General features: G+C 71.1%; 9 protein-coding genes. 4 read left to right on the plus strand and 5 right to left on the minus strand.

The features are described 5' to 3' along the window. The first annotated feature begins 19 nt into the window (after positions 1–19). Positions 20–640 (plus strand): NAD(P)-dependent oxidoreductase, encoded by a 621-nt coding sequence (locus tag D0D15_RS02840; RefSeq protein ID WP_094006207.1) that lies wholly within the window; start codon positions 20–22, stop codon positions 638–640. 849 nt (positions 641–1,489) lie between these two features. Next, the gene (locus tag D0D15_RS02845) at positions 1,490–2,056 is read left to right on the plus strand and encodes an NADPH-dependent FMN reductase (protein ID WP_094006206.1); all 567 of its coding nucleotides are present in this window, start codon (positions 1,490–1,492) and stop codon (positions 2,054–2,056) included. 540 nt (positions 2,057–2,596) lie between these two features. Here D0D15_RS02845 and D0D15_RS02850 read toward each other — a convergent pair. From D0D15_RS02850 to D0D15_RS02860, 3 genes are all read right to left on the minus strand, one after another. Further along, a complete protein-coding gene (locus D0D15_RS02850) occupies positions 2,597–3,856 on the minus strand; it encodes an aminotransferase family protein (RefSeq protein ID WP_115944218.1) in 1,260 nt (419 codons plus the stop codon). A 5-nt stretch (positions 3,857–3,861) separates the two neighbouring features. Further along, positions 3,862–5,226 (minus strand): FAD-binding oxidoreductase, encoded by a 1,365-nt coding sequence (locus D0D15_RS02855; RefSeq protein WP_094006204.1) that lies wholly within the window; start codon positions 5,224–5,226, stop codon positions 3,862–3,864. 95 nt (positions 5,227–5,321) lie between these two features. Continuing rightward, positions 5,322–5,759 carry an Hsp20/alpha crystallin family protein gene (locus tag D0D15_RS02860; protein ID WP_094006203.1) on the minus strand — a complete coding sequence of 146 codons (438 nt, stop codon included), beginning with the start codon at positions 5,757–5,759 and terminating at the stop codon, positions 5,322–5,324. Between the two features lie 112 nt (positions 5,760–5,871). Between D0D15_RS02860 and D0D15_RS02865 the strand changes: the two genes are divergently transcribed. Next, entirely contained in the window at positions 5,872–6,480 is a 609-nt protein-coding gene (locus tag D0D15_RS02865) for a hypothetical protein (protein WP_094006202.1), read from the plus strand. A gap of 289 nt (positions 6,481–6,769) precedes the next feature. On the opposite strand, the gene D0D15_RS02870 is transcribed toward D0D15_RS02865, so the two are convergent. Then, the gene (locus D0D15_RS02870) at positions 6,770–9,154 is read right to left on the minus strand and encodes a DivIVA domain-containing protein (RefSeq protein WP_094006201.1); all 2,385 of its coding nucleotides are present in this window, start codon (positions 9,152–9,154) and stop codon (positions 6,770–6,772) included. 2,032 nt (positions 9,155–11,186) lie between these two features. Here D0D15_RS02870 and D0D15_RS02875 point away from each other — a divergent pair. Further along, positions 11,187–12,578 (plus strand): serine/threonine-protein kinase, encoded by a 1,392-nt coding sequence (locus tag D0D15_RS02875; RefSeq protein ID WP_115944219.1) that lies wholly within the window; start codon positions 11,187–11,189, stop codon positions 12,576–12,578. Between the two features lie 46 nt (positions 12,579–12,624). On the opposite strand, the gene D0D15_RS02880 is transcribed toward D0D15_RS02875, so the two are convergent. Continuing rightward, positions 12,625–13,365, minus strand: a complete 741-nt coding sequence (locus D0D15_RS02880) for an HAD family acid phosphatase (protein WP_094006189.1) — start codon at positions 13,363–13,365, stop codon at positions 12,625–12,627. Between the last annotated feature and the right edge of the window lie 45 nt (positions 13,366–13,410).

The raw sequence follows: 13,410 nt of genomic DNA on the forward strand, positions 1-13,410 counted from the left end.
TGCTGGCTACGGTCGCGGTATGAGCAGAATCGTGGTTTTCGGCGCCGGCGGGCGCGCGGGACGGCAGGTGGTCGCGGAGGCCGCGCGGCGCGGTCACGAGGTGACGGCGGTGGTCCGTGACCCCGGGAAGCACCAGGCGCCGGAGGGAGTCGACCTGGTGGCTGGTGACGTGACCGATGTGTCCTCGGTGGCGGCGCTGGTGAAGGACCAGGACGCGGTGATCTCGACGGCCGCGGTGTACGGGGAGGGCACCGATCCGCACGGTTTCTTCACGTCCTCGGCCCGCGCGCTGGTCGAGTCGGGGCCGGCGCGCCTGATCGTCGTCGGCCTGTCCGTCCTGGCGCCCGATGCGACGGGCCAGCGGCCGGTGGACGCCCCCGGTTCCCCACCCGAGTTCCGCCCGTTCTGCGAAGCACACGCGGCGGGGCTGGAGGTACTGCGCGAAAGCCCCGTGGACTGGCTGTACGTGAGCCCGGCGGGCGATTTCGATCACGAGGGCCCCCGCACGGGCGGCTACCGGGTGGCAGCGGCCGCCGACCTCGCCGACCGTGTCTCGTATGCGGACTTCGCCATAGCCCTGACCGACGAGGCAACGAAGCCGGCGCACCGACGGCAACACCTGCTGGTGACCACCAGCTGACCGAACCCGTCCGCCGGGTGGCGCTGACCCGGATCGTCGTCGGGTGTCCCTGACCGGATCACCGGGCCAGGCACACCCGGCGGCGCGGTCTCTCTCCGGCCATCGGCCGGGCCACGACCACCCGAGGGCGAGGTCACCCGCACCACCACCGGCCGACGGCGAGGTCACTCCCGCCCACGCCGCGTCCGGCCAGCACCACCGGATCGACGTTCTCACTCCCACCACCGGCCAGCACCACCGGAGGGCGAAGTCACTCCCACCACCGGCCAGCACCACCGGAGGGCGAAGTCACTCCCACCACCGGCCAGCACCACCGGAGGGCGAAGTCACTCCCACCACCGGCCAGCACCACCGGAGGGCGAAGTCACTCCCACCACCGGCCAGCACCACCGGAGGGCGAAGTCACCTCCACCACCGGCCCGGCCACCACCAGATCGACGAGATCCCCACCCACGCGACCTGCGGCCAGCACCACCGGATCGACTGGGTTACTCGCCCACGACACCCGCCCCGTCACCCCCACTCGACCGGCGCGCCAAACCGGCAGCACCCACCGCCAGCGATACCCCGCCCGGCACCACCCTCGCGGCCCTCCACAACTCGTCCCAGCGAAACCCCGCGCGGCGCCACCCTCGCGGCCCTCCACAACTCGTCCCAGCGAAACCCCGCGCGGCACCACCCGCCGGCCAGCATCTCCCGGCCGCCGACACCTCCCCGCGCGGCACCAACGGAGACATCTGCCGGTCAGCCGCGCTTGATCGCCCAGACCACGGCACATCTACCGATCGATGTGTTTGCTGCTCATCGCCTCTTGACCTCAAGTAATGTAGAGGTTTCATCCTAGGGCGCATGGAACCTCTTGATGTTGCGGTGATCATCGGAAGCACCCGGGACGGCCGGTTCGGCCCGGTGGTGGCGAAGTGGTTCGCCGAGCAGGCGGCCGCCCATGGCGAGTTCCGGGTCGACGTGATCGACCTGGCCGACGCCAACCTCCCGGCCGCTCTGTCCGGCCGGCCGACCCCCGAGGTGGCGGCGGTGAGCGAGCGCCTGGAGAAGGCGGATGCGTTCGTCGTGGTGACTCCGGAGTACAACCACAGCTACCCGGCATCGTTGAAGACGATGCTGGATTGGCACGGCACGCAGTGGCAGGCGAAGCCGGTGGCGTTCGTGTCGTACGGCGGGTTGTCCGGCGGCTTGCGCGCGGTGGAGCACCTGCGCCCGGTCTTCGCCGAACTGCACGCGGTGACCATCCGGGAGACCGTGAGCTTCCACGGCGCCTGGAGCCAGTTCGACGACCGGGGTGAGCTGGTGAACCCCGAAGGCCCGACGGCAGCGGCCAAGGCGCTGCTCGACCAGCTGGCATGGTGGTCCCACACTCTCCGAGACGCCCGACGCACACGCCCCTACGCGAGCTGAGCCCCAGCGAAGCCGTCGACGGGGACGACTGGGGGTCGTCCCCGTCGACGCTCGCGCGAACCGTCGCAAGTGGACCGCCGCCACGCCCCGGTTTCACACACCCACCTGAAGGGTTCGGTTCAAGCACCGCCCCAGATCGGCCCACCGTCAGCCCAGCCGGAACCACCCACGATCAACGCCAGCCCGAATCACCCAGGCGCCATCACCACGAGCCCGACACCAGCGCCCACTCGGATCAACCCGCCTCAGCCCAGTCCCGGCCATGCCCCCGGCCACACCCAGGACCACCAGCCCGACGCCAACACCGATCACCCCGCCTCAGCCCAATCCCGGCCATGCCCCCCGGCCACACCCAGGACCACCAGCCCGACGCCAACACCGATCAACCCGCCTCAGCCCAATCCGGGCCATCCCCACCAGCGCACTCGCGATCACCAGCCCGGTACCGGCGCCCCCACCGATCAACCCGCCACAGCCCAGCCGGGGCCATGCTCCCGCTGTCAGCGCCAGCCGCGTCCCCGGCATCGGCCCCGACCCGGATCACCCGGCCTTCAGCGCCAGCTCATCGAGTCCGGCGGCGAACGCCCCGGCGATCTCGTCGATCTCCGGGCGCTGGATGGTCAGCGGCGGCGAGACGGCCAGGGCCTTGGCCAAGGTCCGGGTCAGCACCCCGCGCTGGCGGATGAGCAGACTGAGATCGGCCACGGCTGACGGCAAGCGCTCGAACAGATCCGGCTGCAGCTCGACGGCGGCAAGCAGCCCCACACCCGCCCTGACCTCGCGGACGAGAGGGTGCGCGGCCAGCGGCTGCAGCGCGGCGGCCAGTTCACCCTCAAGTAGCCGCCCGCGCTGGACCAGGTTGCCACGCTCGAGGATGTCGATGTTCGCCAGCGCCGCGGCACAGCACGCCGGGTGCCCGGAGTACGTGGCACCGTGCCGCAAGGTCGTGCCGGACCGGCCCCAGAACGGTTCGGCGACCCGGCCATGCACGACGACACCGCCCAGCGGCAGATATCCGCTGGTCACCCCCTTGGCGAAGGTGATCAGGTCCGGCTCCACACCCCACCGTTCGACCCCGAACCACGTGCCGAGCCGGCCGAACCCGCAGATCACCGCGTCCGCGATGACCAGCACCCCGTACTCCCGGCACACGTCCACCACGCCCTGCACGTAGCCCTCCGGCGGCGCGAGGACGCCACCCGCGCCGATGACGGGCTCGAACAGGAACGCCGCGACCCGCTCCGGGCCGATTCGCCGGATCTCATCGCGCAACGCGTCCACCGAGTCGTAAGCGACGCGCGACGAGGACGGCAGGATTTCGCCGAAGCCGGTTCGGTTCGCTTCGATCCCGGCGACACCGGTGCCGATGCCGTTGGTGCCGTGGTAGGAGTTCGTCCGGCTGATGACGTGCACCCGCTCGGGCTGCCCCTGCACCACGTGGTAGCGGCGCGCGATCTTGACGGCGCTGTCGATCGCCTCGCCACCGCCGGTGGTGAGGAAGACCTTGGCGTCCGGCATCGGCGCGCGCCCGGCCAGCCGCCCCGCGAGGGCGCGCGCCGGTTCGTTGGCGAAGTCACCGAAGATCGAGTAGCCGGCGAGCTTGCGCATCTGCTCGGCGGCCGCCTCGGCGATCTCCGCCCGGCCGTGCCCCACGTTGGCGTACCAGAGGCTCGCCGTGGCATCCAGGTAGCGGTTGCCGGTCGTGTCGTAGACCCACACGTCCTCGCCGCGCTCGAGGACGAACTCGTCGTCCTGGACGACCGCCATGTCCGAGAACGGATGCCACAGTGCTGTGTCCATGCCCCTCACGGTAGCGGGCGGACGACCTTGCCGGGGTTGAGAATTCCCAGCGGGTCGAACGCCTGCTTGACCGCTTGGTGAACGGACACGCCCACCTCGCCCAGCTCCCTTTCCAGCCAGTCTCGTTTCAGCATGCCCACGCCGTGCTCGCCCGTGATCGTGCCGCCCAGCCGGAGACCGAGCGCCATGATCGCGTCGAACGCGGCCTGCCCACGTCGCACCGAGTCCGGGTCCGCGGCGTCGAAGACCACGTTCGGGTGCATGTTGCCATCCCCCGCGTGCCCGCACGTCGGGATCAGCACGTCGTGCTCACGGGAGATGGCGGTGACTCCTTCGAAGAACTCCGCCAGCCGGGAACGAGGCACGCACACGTCGTCGACGAGCCGGTCACCGAGCTGTTCCATCGCGACCCCAGCCAACCGTCGCGCCGCGATGAGCAGGTCCGCCTCGGTGCGGTCGCTCGCCACGAGCACTTCGGTCGCCCCGCAGGACCGCGCGACCTTCGCGAACGCCTCGAGGTCGTGCGGTGCCGCGGGGCCCCGATCGGACTGGGCGATCAACACGGCCTCGACATCGTCCGGAAACCCCAGGTCGCGGTACGCCGCGACCGCGTCGATCGTGGGCTTGTCCATCAACTCGAGCACCGACGGACGCTGCCCGCTGCTCAGGTATTCCGTTACCGCCCGGCACGCCGCCGGCGGCGCCGCGAAGAACGCGACCGCCGTCAACGGCGCCTCCGCCACCGGCCTCAGCGCCACGGTCACCTCGGTGATCACCCCGAGCGTGCCCTCCGAGCCGGTGAACAGCCGCACCAGGTCGTACCCGGCTACACCCTTGGCGGTGCGGCGGCCCGTCCGCAGTACTCGCCCGTCGGCGAGCACCACTTCCAGTTCACGGACGAAGTCGCTGGTGACGCCGTACTTCACGCAGCACAGCCCACCGGCGTTGGTGGCGACGTTGCCACCGATCGTCGACGACTCCCATGAGCCGGGGTCGGGCGGGTAGAACAGGCCCTTGTCCTCGACCGCGTGGGACAGGACCGCGTTCACGACCCCCGGCTGCACAGTTGCCGTGTGGTTGATCTCGTCGATGTCCAGGATGCGGGTCATCCGCTCCAGCGAGAGCAGGATCGCCCCGTCGACCGCGTTCGCTCCGCCTGACAGTCCCGTCCGGGCACCCTGTGGGACGACAGGGATCCGGTGCCGGGAAGCGACACGCAGAATTCTTGCTACTTCTTCGGTGTCGGTCGGCCGTGCCAGCGCCACCGGCACGCCGGCGGTGCCGAAACCGGCTTGGTCGAATCGGTAACCGGCCAGCACGTCCGGGTCGGTCGTGACGAAATCAGCCTCGAGCTCGGCGATGAGTCCCACGAACTCACCGTATCGGGCGAAGGTCGGCGAGAGAACCGGGTGATGCCCGGGCGCTCGCCCGCGTGCATCCGGGCATCACCCCCTCTGGAGTGGTCTCAGGCGGTGATCTCCTTGCGGTTCTCACCACTCTCGATAGCGATCTTGCGCGGTTTGGCGGCCTCGGCGACCGGGATCCTCAGCGTCAGCACCCCGGCCTCGTAGCCCGCCTTGATGTTGTCGGTGTCGAGCGTGTCGCCCAGGAAGAGCTGCCGGGAGAACACCCCGAGCGGCCGCTCGGCCACCTGCATCTCGACGTTGTCACCAGTGGCGGAGGGGCGCCGCTCCGCCTTGACGGTCAGTACGTTGCGTTCGATGTCCAGCTCGATCGCGTCCGGGTCCACGCCGGGCAGGTCGAACACGACCACGAACTCGTCACCCGCGCGATAGGCGTCCATCGGCATCACCGCGGGGCGCGACCACGTTCCGGGCCCCTGGCCGAACACCTGCTGGGTCAGGCGGTCCAGTTCACGGAAGGGATCGGTGCGCATCAACATCTGGCCACACCTCCTCTGGTCTCGTTCACCTTGGACGTTGACGTCGCACACCACAGTTATAGCGCGTCGTCGATCCGTTGACAAGTCCGAATGTCATCGGCATGATGACATTGTGCCGCCCTACGAGAACATGCATCACGCGCTGGAACTGGTGGAGGGTGTCCTCGGCGAAGCCACCGCCGGGGACGACCCGAGGAAGGTGCTCGCCGCACTCGAGGTGCTGCGAGCTCTGCGGGACGAGCTGACGGCCTGGGAACCGCAGCTCATCGAGGCCGCACGCGAGGCGGGGGCCAGCTGGGCGGAGCTGGCGCCGGCGCTCGGTGTGGCGAGCAGGCAGGCGGCCGAGCGTCGCTACCTGCGGCTCCGGGATGCCGCGGGCAGCGCCAACACGGCCGACGAGCGGGTACAGGAGACCCGGGACCGCCGCGCGGAAGAGAAGGCGGTCACCCAGTGGGCGCGCGAGAACTCGGCATCGCTGCGCCGGCTGGCCGGGCAGATCAGCGCGCTGAAAGGAGTGCCGGGAGTCGGCAAGGTCCGGCGGGCACTGGCCGAGGACGACGCTGCGGCCCTGCTGACGCCGCTGACGGGGGTGAGCCAGTACCTCGACCACGCATACCCCCAACTGGCGGTCGAGATTTCGGCTGTCAGGGAGCACATGGACCGGGTTCGTCGGGAGACCCAGGAGAGGAGGCAATCGTCCCGGGCGGGCAGCAGTTCCTGACCGACGGCGAGGGAGTGGGATAGAACGGACTCAGCTCGGCAAGGTGGGGTCGGCCGTGGAACCCGGGAAGCCTGGCTGGCCGGGGAGGTGGGCCGGAGCGCTTCACCGCTGACCTTGCGTGACCCGAGCAGGAGCGAGGTGTCGCATTGGGTGAAGCGGGCGTGGCTTCCACCAATCGTCATCCAGGGCTCAGTCTGCAACCCATTTCGGGGCGCACGGGACCAGCAGGCTATACGTCTGACGGGTACGCGTAACCCCACGTCAGAGAGCAGCCCTCAGCAAAGGCGTCTCAGGGCACGACTTCCGCTGGGGACTTCTCGGGGGCGGAGGCTTGTTCCGGGACCGCGATCTCGACGCGCGGGACCGACGGAGCCTTGCCTGCCGAGGCGGCGGCCTCTTCGGGCTGGCCGGCATGTCCCTCGGTAGCGGGAGCCGTGCTGGCTGAGGCGGGAGCCGGGTCGGCCGAGGCTTGCGGCTGGGCCGTTGTTGTGGCGGTTTCGCTCAGGGGTGAGGTCTCCGGCAGGTGGGGGGTCGCCTCGTCCACGCGCGCGGCCTCCACTGGGCGTCGGGCTGTCTCGGGCAGCCGTGGGGCCGCCTCGCCCACGCGCGCCGCCTCCGCCGGGCGACGGGCTGTCTCGGGCAGGTCTGGGGTTGCCCCGTCCCCGTGCGCCGCTTCCGTACGGCGACGGGCTGTTTCGGGTAGCCGTGGGGCCGCCTCGCCCGCGTGCGCCGCCTCTACCGGGCGACGAGCTGTCTCCGGTAGGCCTGGAGCCGCCTCACCCACGTGCGCCGCCTCCACTGGGCGTCGGGCTGTGTCCGGCAGGTGTGGGGTTGCCTTGCCCAGGCGCGTCGTCTCTGCCGGGCGTTTCGTCTCGGTCAGGAGTGGGGTTGCCTCGGTCAGGAGGGTGTTGACCGCGCGGAGGCGCTCGGCCGTGTCCTCCCGGATCTTGCTCAGTTCGGTGACCTTCGCGGTGGCCTCGTCGGTGCGTCGGCGCGCTTCGGCGGTTGCTTCGGCCAGCAGTTTTTCGGCTTGGGCGCTGGCGCGGGTGACCTTGTCCTCAGCGCGGGCGGTCGCCGCTGCGACCAGGGCGCTCGCCCGGTCGGTGGCCTCCGCGACCATGGTGTCCGCGCGCCTCGTTGCGTCGGCCAGGAGGGAGTCGGCGCGGGTGGTCGCGTCGGTGAGCTTCGCGTCGGCTCGAGCGGTGGCCTCGGCGACCAGCGACTCGGCCCGGGACTGGGCGTCGGCGCTGAGCTTCTCCGCCTGGGCGACCAGCTCATCGGCCTTCGCGCGGGCGTCGGCCTCCCGCTCGGCGGCCTTGGCCTGCAGGGCTTCGGCTTCCGCCCGAGCCGAGGACAGCGTCTGTTCGGCCTCGGCTCGGGCCGAGGTGGACGTCTCCTCGGCTTCGGCGCGGGCGGAGGCCAGCAGCTCCTCGGCGCGCGTGCGGGCCGAGGCCACCGTGGTCTCCGCCTCGGCGCGGGCGGAGGCCAGCAGGTCGTCCGCGCGCGTGCGGGCCGACGTCACCGTGGTCTCCGCCTCGCTGCGCGCGGAGGTCAACAGGTCATCGGCGCGGGTGCGAGCTGAAATCGTGGCGGCCTCGGCTTCGGCTCGGGCAGAACGCAGCAGGTCGTCGGCGCGAGTGCGGGCAGAGGTCAGCAGGCGATCGGCCTCCGCGCGGGCCGAGGACAGCGTCTCCTCGGTCTGGGCGCGGGCGGTGGTCAACGTTTCCTCGGCCTCCGCACGAGCCGATGTCAGCGTTTCGTCCGCTTCGGCGCGCGCTGACGTCAGCGTCTCTTCCGATTCAGCGCGGGCCGACGACAACAAGCGATCAGCCTCCGCGCGGGCCGAGGACAGCGTCTCCTCCGCCTCGGTGCGGGCTGACGTCAGCGTTTCGTCCGATTCAGCGCGGGCCGAGGTCAGCAGGCGATCAGCCTCGGCGCGGGCCGAGGTCAGCGTCTCCTCCGCTTCGCTGCGGGCGGAACTCAGCAGGTCATTGGCCTTGGCCTGGGCGGTTGAGACCAGTTCGTCCGCTTTGGCGCGGGCCTCGGCTTCACGTTCGGCGATCACCCGCAGCGACGTGGCGCGGCGGACGGCCATCGCCTCTTCGAAGTCCCTCTCGATCTCGGCGCGGCGGCGGGCGGCCTGCTCGTCCAGCTTGTGCCTGCTCTGCGTGGCCTGACGCGTCATCAGGTCCACCTCGGCCTGGGTGCGGCGCATCAGTTCGGCCTGCTCCTCGGCCATCTGCCGACGCCGGGCGTCCAGCTCGGTGACCAGGCGCTCGTGCCGTTCCCGCAGGCGACCGGCCGCCTGCTCGGCCGCGGCCCAGCTCCGCTCGGCCGCCAGCCGGGCCCGTTCGGTGACCTCCGCGGCTTCGTCCTCGGCCAGCTCCACCATCCGCAGCAACCGCTCGGTCAGCCCCTCCGCCTCGATCGGCGTCCGGCTGATCCGGTCGATCTTCGCGCGCAGGGCGTCGTTCTCCGAGCGCAGTTCCTCCATCTGCGCGGCGAGACGCTCGACAGCGGCCGCGGCCGCGTCCCGATCGGCGATCACCATCCGCAGGTCAGCCTCGACGGCGCGGACGTACGCCTGCACCTGGCGAGCATCGTAACCACGCCACGAGCGGTCGAAATCCGTCCGCAGTGGCACCAGATCCTCGCGAGCGTCCACGGCCGTCATCCGCACCTCCCGAAGAGACTGTCCTGAGTGGACAAAACTGGTGAAAGCCTGCCACTGCCCAGCATCCTCTCATCCGCGCCCGCCGTCCACCCGCGGGGCCCGGCGAATCGAATTTCTCCTGTGACGTCTCCGGATTGCTTCCCGGGAGCCGGTGTTCCAACCGGATGGCGGCACCCGCCGTGGGCGGAACTCATGCACGGCAACGAGCATCCGTTTCCGGTTCACCTGCGCGTATTGCCGAGGCCGACGTTCGGATGCCTCGCGTTCGAGCCGGTGATCACCCTGTGCAACCGGGCGTTCGCGGGTGCCCATCCCGCGGAGCTCGGCAACGGCGGTGCCGGCGATGAACCTTCAACTCCCGGTCGAGGCAAAGTCTGGCGCGGCTGCGGAGCCCGCGCGACCGAGGCCGAGGGGCAGGCGCTCATCCCGGCCGACGCCGAGTCGGACGCAACCGCGGAGCACCCGCAGGTGAGATCGAGGGGCAGGCGCTCGCGCCGATCGAGGCAAAATCGGGCACGACCACGGAGCACGCAGCCGGGGGTGGGCTCACTCCGGTCGAGGCAAGGGTTGGGCGCGGCTGCGGAGCCCCGCAGCCAAAGCCGAAGGTCAAGCGCTCATCCCGATCGACGCAAAGTCGGATTCAACCGCGGAGCACCCGCAGGTGAGATCGAGGGGCAGGCGCTCGCGCCGATCGAGGCAAAATCGGGCACGACCACGGAGCACGCAGCCGGGGGTGGGCTCACTCCGGTCGAGGCAAGGGTTGGGCGCGGCTGCGGAGCCCCGCAGCCAAAGCCGAAGGTCAAGCGCTCATCCCGATCGACGCAAAGTCGGATTCAACCGCGGAGCACCCGCAGCCCGGATCGAGGGGCAGGCGCTCACGCCGATCGAGGCAAAATCGGCACGACCACGAAGCTCGCAGCCGGGGGTGGGGCTCACTCCGGTCGAGGCAAGGTCGGGCGCGGCAGCGGAGCGTCCGCAGCCAAAGCCGAAGGTCAGCACCCACCCCAACCGGCGCAAAACCGGGCACGACCACGGAGCACGCAGCCGAGGATGGGGCTCACGCCGGTTGAGGCAACATCGGGCGGCGCCGCGAAGCCCCTGCAGCCAAAGCCGAAGGTCAAGCGCCCACCCCGACCGACGCAAAGTCGGACGCGACCGCGGAACACCCGCGGGCGAGATTGCGGGTCAGGCGTTCGCTCCGATCGAGGCAAAATCGGGCAGGGCCTCGGAGCTCGCAGGCGAGATCGAGGGGCAGGCCCTCGCCCCGAGCGACGGAAAACCGCGCGCAGCCGCGGAGCTCGCGGACGCGGGCAAGGGGTTCACTTCGATCGAGGCAAGGTTGGGTGCGGCTGCGGAGCCCGCAGTCGAGGCGGGGGCAGGCGTTCACTCCCCGCCAGTCCGAAAGACCCTGGCGGGTGCAGCGCGGCATCCCCGGGCGGGAGGACGGGCACTGCGTGAAGTCGGCGTCCCGCGAAGGGGGCAGCGCGGGTGGCGCGCGCCGAGCTGGGGTTTCGTGGGCGCTGTCTGAACGCAACCCGAGGTGCGGGCGACTCTTCCCAGGTCACGGGCGCCGCGGGTATCGATCTCGGGCCGCGGAGGAGTCGGGGGGCTCGGGATCGGGTGCGCGGCTCGGTTCCTCGCCCACGCGACGGGCTCGGTGTCACGGCCACCGGCACGTTCGCGGCAAGGAGCGGCTGCTGGTGGCCGGGGGCACGCTCATGGCGGCGCCGTCCCGGGCAGCCGCCGGGTGACGCGTCTACTCGCGTTGCCGTGGCGCGCCTGCCGGCGGCATCTCTGGCCGGTCCGGCGCCGCCGCGCGATGGCGGCCTGCACGGCGTCATGCCGTCACTGCGTGTCGTGTCTGGTCGCGAGCCGCGGTGGGCTTCACTCGCCGGATGCCTCAACACCCACTTGACTCTTTCGGGCAAGTTCACGGGCCGCCCGGACGCCGAGGGCCGGCTCGACTTCGGACTGCGCCGGTTTCGAGGTGTTTGCCGCGCGGCGCCAGGAGCCGACACCGTAGCCTTGCCGGGTGACGGAGACCGAGGGGCAGGACAACGCGCGCACGATCGCCGGCCGTTACCGGCTGCAGCGTCACATCGGCGGGGGCGCGATGGGCGTCGTCTGGGAGGCGACCGATCAACTACTCGACCGAACCGTTGCGGTGAAACAACTTCTGCTACCGCCGCGGCTCACCCCGGAAGAGGCCGAGCAGGCCCGCAAACGCTCGTTCCGCGAGGCCCGCCTGGCCGCCCGCCTGCAGCACCCGCACGCCATCACCGTGTTCGACGTGGCCGACGACGACGGCAAACCCGTCCTGGTGATGGAATACCTCCCCTCGCACAGCCTGGCCGAGGTCCTCGCCGAGCGGGGCAGCCTCCCGCCGGGCGAGGTCGCCCGCATCGGCGCGCACGCGGCCTCCGCGCTGGCCGCCGCCCACGCCGTCGGCATCGTGCACCGCGACGTCAAACCGGGCAACATCCTGCTCGGCGAGGACGGCACCGCGAAGATCACCGATTTCGGCATCTCCAAGGCCGCCGACGACGGCACCCTCACCGGCAGCGGCCACTTCGCCGGCACACCCGCCTTCCTCTCCCCCGAGGCCGCCCGCGGCGAGCAGCCCGGCCCGGAGTCCGACGTCTACTCCCTCGGCGCGACGCTCTACACCGCGGTCGAGGGCCGCATGCCCTACGGCGACACCGAGAACCAGATGGCGCTGCTCTACGCGGCCGCCGCCGGCCGGATCGCCCCGCCGGAGCAGGCCGGGCCGCTCACCGGCGTGCTCACCCGCATGCTCCAGGTCGACCCCAAGGCCCGCCCGACGATGGCCGAACTGGCCGCCGAACTGGGCAAACTCGCCATGATGACGGCCACCACGAAGGTCGACCCGGTGCCGCCGCCCCAGCCATCCCGGCGAAGACTCGCCTACGCCGGCGCCGCGCTGGCCGTCGTCGCCGCCGTGGTCGTGGCGCTCGTCGTCCTGCTGCCCTCCTCGACCGGGGACACCGCCGCGCCCGCCGACACGTCCTCGGCCGCGCCCGCCCCCGAGTCCAGCAGCGCGGCGCCGCCGTCGACCAGCGTCACCACCGTGACCAAGACGGCGACCAGCAACCCCGCCCCGGCCACCGGCTCGCCGGTGCAGGCGGTCAGCGACTACTACGCGATGATGCCGGGCAACACCGACGCCGGCTGGACCCGCCTGGGCCCCGCGCTGCAGGCCCAGGGCAAGGCGAGCTACGTCAGGTTCTGGTCCACCATCACCTCGGTGAGCATCGTCGGCGGACCACGCCAGGTCGACGCCGACACCGTCGAGGTCACGGTCGACTTCGTCAAGGGCGGCTCGCACTCCCGCGAGCGGCACCACCTGGGCATGATCCAGCGCGACGGCACCTGGCTGATCAACACCGACACCCTCGTCCGATAGGACGCATCGCGGTGCGCGAACCGGGCGAGGGCGTCGCGATCCCGCCTCAGGGCAGGTAGTACATCGGGTTCGGCAGCTTCACCGCGCGCTCGGCGTGGCCGCCGTCGAGGTCGCTGTACTGGTCGCCGAGGTTGAGCACGATCGTCGCCCCGGTCGACTCGATGTGCGCCCGCGTGCCGGACTTGTACTGCACGGTGGTGCAGGTCAGCCCGCACGGCAGGTAGTCCGGCGCGCTGGTCTCCGGCTTGAAGAACGCCGCAGCCGGGGCCGGGTAGCCCTCGTTGGCGAGGTTCTTCAGCGACGCCGGGCCCTGGTGCTCCTTGCGCCCGGTCAGGAAGTAGACCCGCACGCCGTGCTGCGCGGCCCAGTTCGCCAGCTCCAGCGTCGGCCGGATCGCCGCGAACGCGCCGTCGTCGATCGCCTTCTCCTGCTCGACCGGGTCGAAGCCGATGTCGTTGTCGGCCTCCCAGCCGTAGGTGACCTCGGAGGTGTCGTCGATGTCGAGCACGATCGCCGGGTTGCGCACGCCCTGCTGCAGGCGGATCGCGAGGTAGCGCTGGGCCTGGTCGACCTGGCGGCGGACGTCGGCGGCCCACCGGCTGTCACCGGACTCGTGGTGCTTGCCGGCGGCGTCGACCCAGTTGCCGTAGTACTCCTGCACGTCCAGCTTGACCTGGCCGAGGTTGTCCGGTTCCTGGCTGCCACCCGAGGTCGCGAGCGCGGTGGTGCCCCCGGCGACGGTCGCGCCGATCGCGGCCGCGGCAGCCAACTTGACCAAACCGGACATTTTTTCACGCAGCATGAATCCTCCTCGTGAACGTTGCACGAGACG

The sequence above is a fragment of the Amycolatopsis thermalba genome (assembly GCF_003385215.1).
Lineage (GTDB): Bacteria > Actinomycetota > Actinomycetes > Mycobacteriales > Pseudonocardiaceae > Amycolatopsis_E > Amycolatopsis_E thermalba.